The 15,135-nt window shown below is 52.5% G+C and carries 14 protein-coding genes; all 14 read right to left on the minus strand.

Translation table 11 applies throughout. The annotated features are described in order from the left end of the window. Positions 1–8: 8 nt before the first annotated feature. Complete coding sequence (gene atpG / locus C7434_RS19425) at positions 9–875, minus strand: F0F1 ATP synthase subunit gamma (protein ID WP_006121201.1); 867 nt, start codon at positions 873–875, stop codon at positions 9–11. Between the two features lie 52 nt (positions 876–927). Beyond that, the gene (gene atpA / locus C7434_RS19430) at positions 928–2,469 is read right to left on the minus strand and encodes a F0F1 ATP synthase subunit alpha (protein ID WP_028725331.1); all 1,542 of its coding nucleotides are present in this window, start codon (positions 2,467–2,469) and stop codon (positions 928–930) included. Between the two features lie 14 nt (positions 2,470–2,483). Beyond that, positions 2,484–3,017 (minus strand): F0F1 ATP synthase subunit delta, encoded by a 534-nt coding sequence (atpH, locus tag C7434_RS19435; protein ID WP_133745824.1) that lies wholly within the window; start codon positions 3,015–3,017, stop codon positions 2,484–2,486. 14 nt (positions 3,018–3,031) lie between these two features. Beyond that, on the minus strand, positions 3,032–3,502 hold the full coding sequence (atpF, locus tag C7434_RS19440) for a F0F1 ATP synthase subunit B (RefSeq protein WP_013023933.1): 471 nt from the start codon (positions 3,500–3,502) through the stop codon (positions 3,032–3,034). 102 nt (positions 3,503–3,604) lie between these two features. After that, a complete protein-coding gene (gene atpE, locus C7434_RS19445; protein WP_003849523.1) occupies positions 3,605–3,844 on the minus strand; it encodes a F0F1 ATP synthase subunit C in 240 nt (79 codons plus the stop codon). A 48-nt stretch (positions 3,845–3,892) separates the two neighbouring features. Beyond that, positions 3,893–4,711, minus strand: a complete 819-nt coding sequence (gene atpB / locus C7434_RS19450) for a F0F1 ATP synthase subunit A (protein WP_033737226.1) — start codon at positions 4,709–4,711, stop codon at positions 3,893–3,895. 8 nt (positions 4,712–4,719) lie between these two features. Beyond that, positions 4,720–5,103 (minus strand): F0F1 ATP synthase subunit I, encoded by a 384-nt coding sequence (gene atpI / locus C7434_RS19455; RefSeq protein WP_006121196.1) that lies wholly within the window; start codon positions 5,101–5,103, stop codon positions 4,720–4,722. Between the two features lie 689 nt (positions 5,104–5,792). Next, positions 5,793–6,410, minus strand: coding sequence for a 16S rRNA (guanine(527)-N(7))-methyltransferase RsmG (rsmG, locus tag C7434_RS19460; RefSeq protein WP_033737223.1), 618 nt, complete (start codon positions 6,408–6,410; stop codon positions 5,793–5,795). Positions 6,411–6,457: 47 nt separating this feature from the next. Beyond that, entirely contained in the window at positions 6,458–8,347 is a 1,890-nt protein-coding gene (gene mnmG, locus C7434_RS19465; RefSeq protein ID WP_033737220.1) for a tRNA uridine-5-carboxymethylaminomethyl(34) synthesis enzyme MnmG, read from the minus strand. 431 nt (positions 8,348–8,778) lie between these two features. Then, entirely contained in the window at positions 8,779–9,219 is a 441-nt protein-coding gene (gene mioC, locus C7434_RS19470) for an FMN-binding protein MioC (protein WP_033737219.1), read from the minus strand. A gap of 154 nt (positions 9,220–9,373) precedes the next feature. After that, complete coding sequence (gene asnC, locus C7434_RS19475) at positions 9,374–9,835, minus strand: transcriptional regulator AsnC (RefSeq protein WP_006121192.1); 462 nt, start codon at positions 9,833–9,835, stop codon at positions 9,374–9,376. 103 nt (positions 9,836–9,938) lie between these two features. Beyond that, complete coding sequence (gene ovoA / locus C7434_RS19480; protein ID WP_133745825.1) at positions 9,939–12,077, minus strand: 5-histidylcysteine sulfoxide synthase; 2,139 nt, start codon at positions 12,075–12,077, stop codon at positions 9,939–9,941. 74 nt (positions 12,078–12,151) lie between these two features. Beyond that, positions 12,152–13,612 carry an ATPase RavA stimulator ViaA gene (gene viaA, locus C7434_RS19485; protein WP_033737214.1) on the minus strand — a complete coding sequence of 487 codons (1,461 nt, stop codon included), beginning with the start codon at positions 13,610–13,612 and terminating at the stop codon, positions 12,152–12,154. Continuing rightward, the gene (gene ravA, locus C7434_RS19490; protein WP_033737396.1) at positions 13,609–15,105 is read right to left on the minus strand and encodes an ATPase RavA; all 1,497 of its coding nucleotides are present in this window, start codon (positions 15,103–15,105) and stop codon (positions 13,609–13,611) included. The genes viaA and ravA overlap by 4 nt, the downstream gene beginning before the upstream one ends. Between the last annotated feature and the right edge of the window lie 30 nt (positions 15,106–15,135).

A 15,135-nucleotide genomic window follows, 5' to 3' on the forward strand; every position in this document is an offset into this window, starting at 1 on the left:
AAACCTGGTTAAACCGCGGAGGCTCCCGAGACGATCTCGGTAAGTTCCTGGGTGATGCTGGCCTGACGAGCTTTGTTGTAAACCAACTGCAGCTCTTTGATCAGATTTCCGCCGTTATCGGTTGCAGCTTTCATTGCCACCATACGTGCGGCCTGCTCACTGGCCAGGTTTTCCACCACACCCTGATAAACCTGCGATTCGACATAGCGACGCAGCAGCGTATCCAGCAGCGCTTTCGGATCGGGCTCGTACAGGTAATCCCAGGTCTTCGCCTTCATCTCTTCTTCACCTTCCGCTGGCGGTAACGGCAGCAGTTGGGTAATGGTCGGAGTCTGAGACATGGTGTTGTTGAACTTGTTGTTAACAATGTACAGCTTGTCGATACGGCCTTCATCGTAGGCCTGCAACATCACTTTTACCGGGCCAATAAGATCAGACAGCGCAGGCTTATCGCCCATGCCAGTGACCTGTGCCACTACATTGCCACCAACAGCGCCGAAGAATGACACGCCTTTCGATCCCACAATGGCCAGATCGCTCTGTACGCCTTTGTCGGACCAGGCCTTCATCTCTGCCAGCAATTTTTTGAACAGGTTAACGTTCAAACCACCACAAAGCCCGCGGTCAGTCGAAACGACCAGGTAGCCGACGCGCTTAACGTCGCGCTCATCCAGGTAAGGGTGCTTGTATTCCAGATTGCCTAACGCAAGGTGACCAATCACTTTGCGCATGGTATCTGCATACGGACGGCTGGCCGCCATGCGTTCCTGCGTTTTACGCATTTTGGAGGCGGCGACCATTTCCATCGCTTTGGTGATCTTCTGCGTATTTTTTACGCTTCCAATCTTGGTACGTATTTCTTTTGCGCCGGCCATTAGCTTCTCCTCAAAGCCTTGCGGCCTGCCTTTTCAGACAAGCCGCCAGACATTACCAGGACTGGGTTGCTTTAAACGTCTCAAGGAGGCCTTTCAGCTTCTCTTCGATGTCGTTATTGAAGTTACCAGACTGGTTGATTTCAGCCATCAGCTCGGCGTGATCGCGATCTGCGAACGCCAGCAGAGCCGCTTCGAAGCTACCAATTTTTGCCAGCTCAACGTCGTTCAGATAGCCGCGTTCCGCTGCGAAAAGAACCAGACCCTGTTGCGCGACAGACATCGGCGCATACTGTTTCTGCTTCAGCAGCTCGGTCACTTTCTGACCGTGGCTCAGCTGTTTACGGGTTGCATCGTCCAGATCAGACGCAAACTGGGAGAATGCAGCCAGTTCACGGTACTGTGCCAGCGCGGTACGAATACCACCGGACAGTTTCTTGATGATCTTGGTCTGAGCAGCACCACCTACACGGGATACAGAGATACCCGGGTTAACAGCCGGACGGATACCGGAGTTGAACAGGTTAGATTCCAGGAAGATCTGACCATCAGTAATCGAGATTACGTTGGTCGGAACGAACGCAGAAACGTCACCCGCCTGAGTTTCGATGATAGGCAGTGCGGTCAGAGAACCGGTCTGGCCTTTTACTTCACCATTGGTGAAGCGCTCAACGTAGTCAGCGCTAACGCGTGATGCACGCTCCAGCAGGCGAGAGTGGAGATAGAACACGTCGCCCGGGAATGCTTCACGACCTGGTGGACGGCGCAGCAGCAGAGAAATCTGACGGTATGCAACAGCCTGCTTAGACAGATCATCGTATACGATCAGCGCATCTTCACCGCGGTCACGGAAGTATTCGCCCATGGCGCAACCCGCATACGGAGCCAGGTACTGCAGTGCAGCAGACTCAGATGCAGAAGCCACAACAACGATGGTGTTAGACAGCGCACCGTGTTCTTCCAGTTTACGTACCACGTTAGAAATGGTTGACGCTTTCTGACCAATCGCAACGTAGACACACTTGATGCCTGAATCACGCTGGTTGATGATGGCGTCGATTGCCATCGCGGTTTTACCGGTCTGACGGTCACCGATGATCAGCTCACGCTGGCCACGGCCGATTGGAATCATCGCATCGACAGATTTGTAACCCGTCTGAACAGGCTGGTCTACGGACTGACGATCGATAACACCGGGTGCAATCACTTCGACTGGCGAGAAGCCGTCGTTGTCGATTGCGCCTTTACCGTCGATAGGTGCACCCAGGGTGTTCACCACGCGGCCCAGCAGGCCACGGCCAACCGGTACTTCCAGAATACGGCCAGTACACTTGACCTTCATGCCTTCGGCCAGGTCAGCATACGGACCCATCACCACGGCACCTACAGAGTCACGCTCGAGGTTCAGGGCGATAGCGTAACGGTTTCCCGGCAGGGAAATCATCTCACCCTGCATTACATCGGCCAGGCCGTGTACGCGGATGATACCGTCACTTACAGAAACAATAGTACCTTCATTGTGAGCTTCGCTCACGACATTGAACTGAGCAATGCGCTGCTTGATCAGTTCGCTGATTTCGGTGGAATTCAGTTGCATATGCTCCAGTCCCCTTAAGACTGCAAGACGTTTGCCAGACGGTCAAGACGGCCGCGTACGCTGCCATCAATCACCAGATCACCCGAACGGATGATCACGCCTGCCATCACAGACTTATCAATTTTGCAATTCAGCTTAACTTTGCGTGACAGACGTTTTTCCATCGCGGCGCTGATTTTAGTCAGCTGGTCGTCACTCAGCGTGCTGGCAGAAATGACATCCACTTCGGCCGTCGCTTCATACGCGTCCCGAAGTTGAATGAATTGCGCCAGTACAGCTGGAAGCGCTGTCAAACGTCCGTTTTCCGCCATCACCTTAATCAGGTTCTGCGCGGGTTCATCCAGTTGATCACCACAGACTGCGTTAAACGAGGCAGCCAACGCTTCAGGTGCTAACGCACCGGAAAGCAGGTCAGCCATCTGTTCATTGGCAGCCACTTCTGCGGCAAACGCCAGCATCTTTTGCCAGCGTTCAATACTTTGATGCTCAACAGCAAAGTCAAAAGCTGCTTTGGCGTAGGGGCGAGCTACAGTAATCAGATCAGACATCAGCCCCTCCCTCCTTACAGTTCAGCGACCAGTTTATCAACGATGTCGCTGTTAGCAGCTTCATCCACGGAACGTTCGATGATCTTCTCGGCGCCAGCCATTGCCAGCAACGCGACTTGCTTACGCAGTTCTTCACGTGCACGTTTACGCTCGGCGTCAATTTCAGCCTGCGCTTGTGCCACGATGCGAGTACGTTCGTTATCAGCTTCAGTCTTGGCTTCGTCCAGAATCTGCGTGCGACGCTTGTTCGCCTGCTCGATAATGACCTGAGCTTCCTCTTTCGCTTTTTTCAGCTGGTCGGTCGCATTAGCCTGCGCGAGATCCAAATCTTTCTTCGCGCGTTCAGCAGAAGCAAGGCCTTCAGCAATTTCTTTCTGGCGCTTTTCGATGGCAGCCATAATCGGCGGCCATACGTACTTCATGCAGAACGCGACAAACAGGATGAACGCGATGGCCTGGCCGAGGATTGTTGCATTAATGTTCACAGCACAATGCCTCTAATTAAGTAGTAAACTTTTCTGCCGCTATCAGTGATAAACGGCAGAATCCGTTCACGCCTGCGCCGGGCGCAGAGTGAACACAGGGCTTTAGGCGACAGCAAACATCACGTAGAGGCCCAGACCAACAGCGATCATTGGGATTGCATCCACCAGACCCATTACAACAAAGAACTGCGTGCGCAGCAGAGGAATCAGGTCAGGCTGACGAGCAGCGCCTTCCAGGAATTTTCCTCCGAGGATGCCGATACCGATCGCAGCACCGATTGCCGCCAGTCCCATCATCACAGCGGCAGCCATGTACAGCAGATCCATATTCAGGTTTTCCATGACAGTCTCCAGTTTGTTTCAGTTAAACGCGTATTGTTGAGAAAAAAATCAATGTTCTTCAGATGCCATCGACAGATAGACAATCGTGAGGACCATGAAGATGAAAGCCTGTAGCGAAATGATCAGGATGTGGAAAATGGCCCACGGCACATTCAGAACCCACTGTGACCACCACGGCAACAGACCGGCAATAAGGATAAAGATCAGTTCACCCGCATACATGTTACCGAACAGTCGCAGACCGAGAGAAACCGGTTTGGACAGCAGGCTAACACCTTCCAGAATCAGGTTGATGGGGATAAAGATCGGGTGATTAAAAGGCTGCAGCGTCAGCTCTTTCGTGAAGCCGCCAATGCCTTTCATTTTGATGCTGTAGAACAGAATCAAAATAAAGACGCCCAACGCCATAGATAACGTGATGTTCACGTCTGCGGACGGCACAACGCGAAGCGCTGGCAGGCCTAACCAATGCTCACCGATATACGGCAGCAGATCGATTGGCAGCAGATCCATGAAGTTCATCAGGAAGACCCAGACAAAAATTGTCAGAGCCAGCGGGGCGATAAGTTTACTTTTACCGTGATACATGTCGCGCACGTTGCTATCAACGAAACCGACAACCAGCTCGATAGCCGCCTGCATTTTCCCTGGCACACCGCTGGTGACGCTTTTCGCCACGCTACGGAACAACACCAGGAAGATAACTCCCAGCACCAGAGAGAAAAACATGGAATCGATATTTAATACCCAGAACGTCGCGGGAGCGTCGTGAGCATTCACTAACTCGAAGGTACGCAGGTCCAACTGAAGATGAGTCAGGTGGTGACCAATGTACTCTTGCGGAGTAGAGATTTCTCCTGCAGCCATGATGCCTCTTACCCTTTGTTGTTAATTACCGCCGGTGCCAACATCTGTACGACCAGCACCGATAACCAGGCTACTCCGACCGGCCAAAAGACCGCATCGAATACACCCAACGCCACAATGAGCAAAATAATGGTCGCGAACACTTTGGCTATTTCACCCAAAGCAAAGCTCCATGCGACGCGCCCCGATGCCGGGGTTTGCCCTTGCAGGCGCCAGGCTATAAACAAGAACAACACGTTCGGCAGCCAGGCTGCCACGCCGCCAGCAAGTGCAGAGGCGCCCCAGGTCATATCTTTCAGGGCAAAAAAGAGAACACCGACGATGACAATGGTCACTAACTGAATCATCAGCACCGTTCGGGCGTATTTTACACTGTAAAGAGACACTGACATGACGCTGATACTCTCCTGCCCCTTTAGGGGTATGTCGCGTGTCGTATAAGACTGCCTTTGTGCATTTGAGTCAAGTAGCAAAAGCCGTGCAAATTATACGGGCCGCACCTGTGATTTCAATCGTTAAGTAACGAAAAGGTGAACAATTATCTAAATTTCTTTCCGAAGGACTATTTTTCCAAAGATAGAGAGCAGGTCGTTACGAATTACACGCCGAAAAGTTCGGTCGTCATGCTGTTTTAAAGCGTGCTTTAGATCACATAATAAGCATTCGCACCGTAGCAGGTTTTATCGTCCTGTAATTACCTGAGCTAAGAATCAATAAATAAACCCTTTATGGACAGCCACTTAAAAAGAATTACCGCCTCATTTTTTCGTAATGGCGATAAAAAGGGTCTATTGACATCGAAGACGGGTTCAGAATCGTAAAATGCTTATTCCCCGTGACCACATTTCATTGCCGTTTAACCGGATAATGGGTGATTCACACCTGGAAAATTCCAGGAATGCGTGATTATTTTGATAAAAAGTTGTGAAGTAAAAGTTAAATGTGAAAAAGTTTTTCAGATAATTTCCGCGTGGGTATTTAACATTGCGAGGTGAAATAACCGATGAGACAAATGTCGCCCTACCGCATCTTTGGTAACACATGCACCGTGCCTCGTCGTCGCGCACGGTGCAAACTTCAGCTATTCACGTCCGATAATGACCAGGTGACGTTCACCCTCAAGCTGAGGTACCCGCAATGCAACCACGCTATCAAGCGCATAGCCCGCAGGCAGGTTGGCAATTTCATCATCAGGCCGTACGCCTTTAAGAGCATAAAAGTGGCCGTCTTCCGCCGGTAAGTGGTTGCACCAGCTCACCATATCGTCCAGGGAGGCAAAAGCACGGCTGATGACGCCGTCAAATGGCGGCTCTGCAGGAAAGTCCTCTACCCTGCTCTGCACTGGCGTGATATTGGTCAAACCGAGTTCATGCTGGACCTGCCGTAAAAAACGCACACGCTTACCGAGGCTGTCCAGTAAAGTGAAATGCGCATCAGGCATGACGATGGACAGAGGAATACCTGGTAAGCCCGGCCCTGTCCCGACATCGATAAAGCGGGCACCTTTAAGATGCGGCGCAACCACAATGCTGTCCAGAATATGGCGCACCAGCATCTGCTGCGGATCCCGTACGGACGTCAGATTATAGGCTTTATTCCATTTATCCAGCAGCCCGACATAGGCTACCAGTTGCTGTTTTTGTTGATCGGTAAGAGAAATGTTTGCCGCTTGCAGCAGCGAAGTGAGTTTGTTGATCACAGCATCAGTCCAGTCAGCGGGGGCGGGTAAGCCCGCCCCGGTTCAGATCAGGCGCTTTTGCGCAACAGACCTTGTTTTTTCAGGTAAATAAGTAAAATCGAAATTGCCGCAGGCGTAATGCCTGAAATGCGTGACGCCTGACCAATTGACGTGGGTTTATGATCGTTCAGCTTGGCGATAACTTCATTGGACAGACCGCTGACCTGACGATAATCCAGCGTCGCAGGCAGTAATGTATTTTCGTTTCGCAGCTGACGTTCAATCTCTTCCTGCTGGCGCGCAATATAACCTTCGTATTTCACCTGGATTTCGACCTGCTCAGCAGCCTGCTCATCGGTTAACGCCGGGCCAAATGCTTCCAGCGTCATCAGTTTCAGGTAGGTCATTTCAGGACGACGGAGCAAATCTTCACCGCTCGCTTCTTTCGTCAACGGTGCGCTGGTTACGGTATTCACGTCGGCGATGTTTGCGGATTTAGGATGGACCCAAATATCACGCAGTCGCTGACGCTCCTGCTCGATCGCTTCCAGCTTCTGGTTAAAGCGCGCCCAGCGCGCATCGTCCACCAGACCGAGTTCGCGACCCGTTTCCGTCAGACGCAAATCGGCGTTGTCTTCGCGCAGCATCAAACGGTATTCAGCACGGGAGGTAAACATGCGATACGGTTCTTTGGTGCCGAGCGTACAAAGATCGTCCACCAGTACGCCCAGATAGGCCTGGTCACGACGTGGCGCCCAGCTTTCCTTATCAGCAGACTGTCTTGCCGCATTCAGGCCTGCCAGCAAGCCCTGGGCCGCCGCTTCTTCGTAACCGGTGGTGCCGTTGATCTGGCCAGCAAAGAACAGACCGGCAATAAATTTGCTTTCCAGCGTGGGTTTCAGATCACGTGGGTCGAAAAAATCATACTCAATGGCATAGCCCGGGCGCACGATTTTTGCATTTTCCATACCCTGCATAGAACGTACGATCTGCATCTGCACATCGAATGGCAGGCTGGTGGAGATACCGTTCGGGTAGATCTCGTTGCTGGTCAGCCCTTCAGGCTCAAGGAAAATCTGATGCGAATTGCGATCGGCAAAGCGCATGACTTTGTCTTCAATCGAAGGGCAATAGCGTGGGCCGATCCCTTCGATGATCCCGGCATACATGGGGCTACGATCGAGGTTATTGCGGATCACATCATGCGTTTTTTCATTGGTATAGGTGATCCAGCACGGAACCTGCTGAGGATGCTGTGACGCGCTTCCCATGAACGAAAACACAGGCATGGGGTTGTCGCCATGCTGCGGCGATAACACGCTGAAGTCGATGCTACGTGCGTCAATACGCGGCGGAGTGCCGGTTTTCAGACGATTAACACGTAAGGGTAACGCACGCAGACGTTTCGCCAGCGGGATAGAAGGGGGATCACCCGCGCGTCCACCGCTGTAGTTATCCAGCCCGATATGAATTTTCCCGTCAAGGAAGGTGCCCACGGTTAACACAACGGTTTTGGCACGGAACTTCAGGCCCATTTGCGTCACAGCACCGACGACACGATCGTTTTCAACGATGAGATCATCGACGGCCTGCTGGAAGATCATCAGGTTGGGCTGATTCTCCAGTGCTGTACGCACAGCCTGACGGTAAAGCACGCGGTCGGCCTGCGCACGCGTTGCCCGAACAGCAGGGCCTTTACTGGCGTTTAGTATCCTAAACTGAATGCCGGCCTGGTCGATCGCGCTGGCCATCAAACCGCCTAAGGCATCCACTTCCTTTACCAAATGTCCTTTGCCGATACCACCGATCGCCGGATTGCAGGACATTTGTCCCAGCGTATCAATGTTATGGGTCAGTAACAGGGTTTGCTGACCCATTCGGGCTGCTGCCATGGCAGCTTCCGTGCCCGCATGACCACCACCAATAACGATGACGTCAAAAGGATCTTGATAAAACATGAAGTGGTACCTCGTTGATGAATAGTCAGAGATCGTTCTCTCTGGGCGGTGGATTCTACTGAAATTATGGCTGAGGCGAAAGCAGCGGGATCGTCAGGTTTAAAAGATAAGATCTTTATTCTTTATATGATCTCTCTGTTAGATCTCTTATTAGGATCGCCATGCCTTGTGGATATCTGCGGAAACCTCAAAGGAAACAAGTTGGTAGCGAGGATCGATACCTGTGAATGATCGGTGATCCCGATCCGTATAAGCTGGGATCAAAACAGGTCCTTATCCACAGCTCAGAAAGTAAACTACGGTTGTTCTTTGGATAACTACCGGTTATACGCAGAAAAGCAGGGTAGTTATCCACAAAACAAACAGCAGGATCCGACGAAAAACAATATTATCTGCTGGGGATCGTCATTATTTCACGATCCCACACCCGCTCAGATCGCGGATTTCCAGGTCATCACCCATTCTTCAGCCGGATCTTCAGGGATCTCATGTTCGAGAATGTCGATTTCCAGTCGTTCACCGATACGCTGCGCGCCGCAGGCAATCAGCAGAGCATCAATATTGCGGATGGCGCCACAAAACAGATCGTACTCATGATTGCCAATGCCAACAGCCCCAAAACGGACGGCAGACAGATCGGGACGGCTTTCATTAATAGCATCATAAAAAGGTTGCAGATTGTCAGGTAACTCACCGGCGCCGTGGGTTGAACTTACCACCAGCCAGATGCCTTCCTGCGGCACCTCTTCCAGCTCAGGGCCATGCAGCATCTGCGTAGAGAAGCCCGCTTCCTGCAGTTTTTCTTCGAGATGTTCGGCAACATATTCGGCGCTGCCTAAGGTGCTGCCACTGATTAACGTAATGTCGGCCATCGTGCTCTCCTGAGGTGAAGCCGGTATTGTACGCTGTGATCAAGCAGTGATCCACCTGTGGAAAACAAGGTTATTAGTTTAGATAAACCCGATACAGCCGTTGTCAGACGGCTGATCGTCAAAGGATAAGATTGTGCACAAGCCAGTGGAAAGATCAGGGCTTGATGGTTCGCATAATTGGATTTTGCAGTGAGATCAGTGTCTCAGTGGACTGGATTTCGTCGATGGTCTGGATCTTATTGATTAATACCTGCTGCAGGGCATCGATAGAACGACACATGACTTTAATGAAAATACTGTAGTGCCCGGTGGTGTACCAGGCTTCCACGACCTCATCCAGGGCTTCAAGCTTGCTGAGGGCTGCCGGGTAATCACGGGCGCTTTTCAGGATAATGCCGATAAAACAGCAGACATCAAAACCCAGCTGACGCGGGTCGATCTCGACCCGCGTGCCCAGAATGATGCCCGCCTGCTTCATCTTTTCGACGCGTACATGAATCGTTCCCGGACTGACATTGAACTGTTTGGCCAGCTCGGCGTAGGCGGTTCGCGCATTTTCCAGCAGGGCATTCAGAATGCCCCGGTCCAGATTATCCAGCTGCAGATGGTCAGGCATTGTCATCCTCGTTATCGTTTTTCTTCAATGAACTGAGGAGAATGTGCAGCAAAATAACGGCCCTGGCAACCAACGGACAGCGGCACGTGCCGCTGCCCACGGGTTAACGCTTACGCCAGAGCGTGACCTGGGCAAGCGTGTGCTGGAACTTACGGGCGGTTTCACGAATCACAAACGGCACGTCCTGTGGCGAACCGATTTGCTCAAAGTCTGCCGCCAGCAGGCGTTGTAGCGCCTGTAAGGTCGTCAGCGCTTCGCCATTTTCCCTTACCCCGCCCAACCAGTTTTCCTTCGGCGTAAACTCTTCAAGCCAGGTGTATGGCGATGACAGAACCAGAAGGCCACCCGAGCGGATCATGGGGGTGACATCATGAAGGAACCGGGCCGGCTGGCGCAGGCGATCAATCAGATTTGATGCCAGGACCAGATCGTAACGTGTAGGCTGGGGTTTCATATTACAGGCATCACCCTGGATAAACTGAATACGCTTTGCCTGTTCGCTGGTAACAGAAAAGTCCTTAAGCCTTACCTGACGATACTCAACCAACTCGCCTTCTTCCGGCACGACATAACGGAAATCCTCACCCGTGGTCAGCTGTAACGCGACATCAATAAAGCGTGCCGAGTAATCCATGCCGGTCACATGCGCAAAGTGACGAGCCAGCTCAAAGCTCGCGCGGCCCGTCGCGCAGCCGATATCCAGTGCCTCTCCGCGGTTCTTACAGTGCGGCAGCGCCAGTGTGACCAGCGCTTCTGCATAGTTATCAACGCCGAAATACCGTGGGCCGTACTGGAAATCGAGATATTGTGAAACCATGCTGTCGGTTTCATAAGGGTTCAGCGCCATGGTTTCCTGATGGGAAGAAACGACATAGCGGAAGCCGGCATGCTGGAAAAAGTGGCGACGGAAGGCATAACGTGACGATTTAATGGCTTCATTGCCAGTCGATATCCAACTGCCACCTTTAATAAGTGAATGCTTACCATCAAAGGTAGGTGTCGAGAAATCATCGTAAAGGGGATGAACTTTGAAGCCTTCAAAGCCATTGGTTGGCGTAGTCGTCCACTGCCAGACGTTCCCCACGATGTCAAAGAACTCACCCTGTGGGAAGCGATCAACCGGACAGGATGAAGCCCAGTAGGCCAGGTTTATGTTGCCCGGCGCCTGATCCCAGTCTGGCTGGTCGCCTTCAACCTGTTCACGCAACTGGTACCATTCTGCTTCGCAAGGCAACTGCACAGATTTTCCGGTTTCCTCGGCTTTCCAGCGGCAAAACGCGGCCGCTTCCAACTGATTCACCTCAGCAGGCCAGTCCCATGGCATTGCCACTTCTTCGCACATCAAACGCAGTTTTAGCTGATCGGGCATCGCTGCGTTGCCGACCCAGAAGGTCGGCATTGTCGCGCTGGCAAATTTACGCCAGCCCAGCCCTTCTTCATCCCACCAGCGATCGTTCTGGTAACCGCCCGCTTCGATAAAGGTATAAAACTCGGCATTACTGACCAGCATTTTGCTGGCTTTAAACGGTTTCAGCTCGGTCTGCTGCGTGCCGTATTCGTTGTCCCAGCCGTAGGTGTCATCGGTTTTACCCAGCGTAATCAGTCCGCCTGGCTGAGAAACCAGGCTGTTTGTCGGGACGGACTGGCGATCGTGACGCGCTTCGCTGCAGACCGGCCATTGTGGTTGCGGTTTTACCCATTCAACCGGTAACTGCCGAATCAGTACGCTGGATGTTTCAAGATGAATACGTTCATGCTCAATGCCCATCAAAATAACCCAGGCCGGACTGTCCCAGCTAACAGGCAATTCCAGCGGCATCGTTTCAATAAACTGCGTCACCAGTGCTTTCACACTGCCGCGATAATCGCGTACAGCTTCCACTGAAGGCCAGTCATAGTGACTGTCATTAAGATCATCCCAGCTCATTTCATCGACGCCTATTGCCAGCATCGCTTCGATGCGATCGTCAATACGTGAGTCGATGTAGCGGCCTGCCATGAGCTTGTTTATATAAAAGGTGGCGGTGTGGCCGAAATAGAAGATCAGCGGATGACGCAGCGGTATCGCTTTTGTAAACCAGGCGCGTTGATCGTTGAGGCAGGTAAACAGATCCTCGTACAGCGCCCAGGTCTGGTTGAAATAAGCCAGGAGCTCGGCACGTTTTTGTTCGACGTTTTGGCCAGAGAGCAGCAATGTTCGGGTTGGGGCTGGCAAATCATGATGGTGTTGAACAGCGTTCACAGGACACTCCAGATTGCTGAATAAGTAATTGCAGATATTTACTATAAAGCAAAATGGAATTTCTGCCGTAGGGCTTAACGGCGCCAGTGACGCAATAAACGGCTTTTTATGCCGGTATCAAAACGCCAGATATGGTCAAAGATACGCATGATGCCGGGTTTTCCGTGCGCAGACATGGCGACAGCGTGAAAGCGTTGCTGCTGCTGTTGCTGGCGATGTTTAACGCTGCGCACAACCTCATCTGGCAGGCGTTGCGCGATAAAATCAGACACGATGACGGCATCCGCATCCTGCCATTGCGGCCCTTCCATGCGGGCAATGACGGCGGAAAGGCAGGCTGCCAGGTCGGTGCCACCGCGAAAACGCTGGCTGAGAAAACGAATGGCCTGCTCCAGTCCGTCATCGCCCGTTAATTCGTAACCAATTACGTCATGCGCGAATAACATGATGTAACAGCGCCGCCGATCGGCCAGCGCAATCTTGAGAAGGGCCAGGCAAAAGGCTTTTGCACATCGCTCATTGAAACCGCCCATCGAGCCGGACGTATCGACACAAACGATAAAGGGGCCACGTGGCTGTTCTTCATGCTGCTGGTGGCTGACCGGACGCTGAGTGATCTTTTCGTGCCAGGCGTCACCCTGAAGTTTGTAAGTAAGTAATCGCTTCTCTACCAGGCGGCGGTAAAACTCAAGTTCCAGTTCACTGACGCTTAATGCCGCAAGCTCAGGCGGTAATAAACGCAGCACATCATCGCTCTGATGAATGCCGCTGACTTCTTCCGGCACGGCATCCGGTTCGCGTACCAGATGATGGAATGTTTCCAGCGGGGCATCCTGTGAAGGCACCGACTTTGCTTCCCGGCTGCGGCCCAGTTGCTGAGCCAGCTTCATTAATTCAGGCTGCTGCGCAAGAAAATCCCCATATTGCAGCATCAACTGGTAATCGCCGTGCTGGAGCGGGGCTTTGCCCATATCCCACAAGCGTCCGGCTGCGGCTTCGTCATCATCCGCCAGTACCGGCGCCAGCTGCCCGCTCAGTGCCATACGTTGCTGCAACTCTGCCATCAGACGTTCACGCTGCTGCTCAAGGAGTTGTTCATTCAGCGTGAGCGTTTGCAGTGTGAGGCTGAGCCGCCAGCGTTGCAGGAATAAGGTATGTTGTGCGGTGCTGAGATTACCGGGATCGTTATGCAGCAGCAGCCGTCGAGCTTCCTCTAAGAAAGGGGATGTCAGGCGTTCGAGGTGAGCAAGCGTTTCATCAAGCTGCTGGCTAAATTCACGATCGCTGAGTAACTGAATACGCTGAAACAGCTGAAATTCTTCCGCCAGCATGTCGGGAACGGGCGTGGCTTTGAGTTCGGCGTCAATCTCGGCTTTCCAGCGAGGGACGTCACGTAGCAGCGCCTTCTTCATACCGGGGAATTTTTCAAAGAAAAGCGCCAGCTGTGGAGACGCGAGTAAGGCCAGAATAAGCTCTTCAATCAGGTCCGTTTCGCCGATTGACAGCAATGTACTCAGCGTCTCCAGTGAGATCATTTACGCGCCTGTTTGAGCTGTTCCGCCACATCCTGCAGGCTGGTTTCGACGCGTGCCAGCCAGTCATCGCTGATAAACAGGCAACGTTGCTGCTGGCTGAAAAGGTGACGCTGTTGACGCAACTGGCCGTCAAGTTCATCCAGCGCGTCGCTGATTTCCTGCGGCAAGGCATCGGCGCTGCTGGCACCCGGCAATGTCAGCCTGGCGGTTTGCAAACTGACGTCGCGTATCGCCAGGCAGTGCTGCGCATCCACCAGCAAATCCAGCGTCTGCGCAAAACCGATGCCATTTAATTTACCGCGCACATCACCACCTTTTTGCAGCCAGTGATCCAGCGCTTCGCGCTCGATCACCAAATGCGTCACCTGCATGTCGTGCAGCACAAGGGGTTTCTGCAACATCAGGGTTAACTGTGCCTCGGTAAAGCTTTCGGGCAAATCGTAATGGGGTTTACGGCTAAACATACCGCTGTGTTTTTCCAGCGTAATTGCAGCAGCGACGCTTTGCTGCTGTTGCAACGCCAGCCGACGCGCTTTGAGCTGCTGGAGTTTCAGCAGGATCGTTTGCTGTTGCCAGGCGTGCTGCGTCATCAACTGATCGATTTCACTGTCCAGAATTTTCATCGATGCGACGTCGTGCCACAGGCAGTCCTTAAGCAGGATCAGATCGAGGGGCGCTATCGCATTGCGGCCACTGTAAAAAGCGCTGGCCTGCAACAGGTGAATGGCTTTTTTCCAGCGGCGATCGGAAATGTAGGGTGCCTCTGGTAGCTTCTCCAGGTGCTGACGTAGCTGGTAAATCAGTTCAAAGACATTATCCGGCAACGCAACCTGACTGATGCCTTGCTGCCATTGCACATATTCTTCGTCACTGATGCGCAGCGACTCGGCTACCGGATTGTCATTTTCATCCTGCTGGTGGGTCAGCATGCTGCGGAAGTTTTGTTTTTCATGCACGTTGTCCAGCCACAGGCGGATCAACATACGGTCATACAGGGCTTCCAGTCCGCTGTCGGCTTCCGGTAACTCATTCGAGGCGGTGACCAGCAGGCGCATCGGAATTTTTTCTTCGCTATCGCCATTGCGAAAGCGGCGTTCGTTGATGGCGGTGAGCAGCGTATTCAGGATGGCCGGGCCGGCTTTCCAGATCTCATCCAGAAAAACGATTTCAGCGTCCGGTAAATAACCTTTGGTCAGCCTCTGATAGCGGCCTTCATCTTTCAATGCCTGGATGGAAAGGGGACCAAAGACTTCTTCCGGTGTGGAGAAGCGGGTCATCAAATATTCAAAGGCACGGGCATGTTGAAAGGCGCATTTCAGTCGGCGGGCAATCAGGCTTTTTGCAATACCTGGCGGGCCAAGTAAAAAAACGCTTTCGCCGCTAAGTGCGGCCAGCAGGCAAAGGCGAATGGCATGATGTCGCTCATACAAACCTTTTTCTAACGCATTGCTGAGCCGAGAAATTCTTTCTGCCAAAAGATGGGGTTGAGCCATAATCACATCTATGTCCTTACGATCGTCGAG

Source organism: Pantoea sp. PNA 14-12 (assembly GCF_004364735.1).
GTDB classification, from domain to species: Bacteria; Pseudomonadota; Gammaproteobacteria; order Enterobacterales; family Enterobacteriaceae; genus Pantoea; species Pantoea stewartii.

Coding starts and splice junctions, on each gene's coding strand:
- ravA (WP_033737396.1), bottom strand. CDS start 15,105: ATGGCTCAACCCCATCTTTTGGCAGAAAGAATTTCTCGGCTCAGCAAT.
- atpA (WP_028725331.1), bottom strand. CDS start 2,469: ATGCAACTGAATTCCACCGAAATCAGCGAACTGATCAAGCAGCGCATT.
- atpH (WP_133745824.1), bottom strand. CDS start 3,017: ATGTCTGATCTGATTACTGTAGCTCGCCCCTACGCCAAAGCAGCTTTT.
- asnC (WP_006121192.1), bottom strand. CDS start 9,835: ATGCCTGACCATCTGCAGCTGGATAATCTGGACCGGGGCATTCTGAAT.
- viaA (WP_033737214.1), bottom strand. CDS start 13,612: ATGATCTCACTGGAGACGCTGAGTACATTGCTGTCAATCGGCGAAACG.
- mnmG (WP_033737220.1), bottom strand. CDS start 8,347: ATGTTTTATCAAGATCCTTTTGACGTCATCGTTATTGGTGGTGGTCAT.
- atpE (WP_003849523.1), bottom strand. CDS start 3,844: ATGGAAAACCTGAATATGGATCTGCTGTACATGGCTGCCGCTGTGATG.
- atpG (WP_006121201.1), bottom strand. CDS start 875: ATGGCCGGCGCAAAAGAAATACGTACCAAGATTGGAAGCGTAAAAAAT.
- atpI (WP_006121196.1), bottom strand. CDS start 5,103: ATGTCAGTGTCTCTTTACAGTGTAAAATACGCCCGAACGGTGCTGATG.
- mioC (WP_033737219.1), bottom strand. CDS start 9,219: ATGGCCGACATTACGTTAATCAGTGGCAGCACCTTAGGCAGCGCCGAA.
- atpB (WP_033737226.1), bottom strand. CDS start 4,711: ATGGCTGCAGGAGAAATCTCTACTCCGCAAGAGTACATTGGTCACCAC.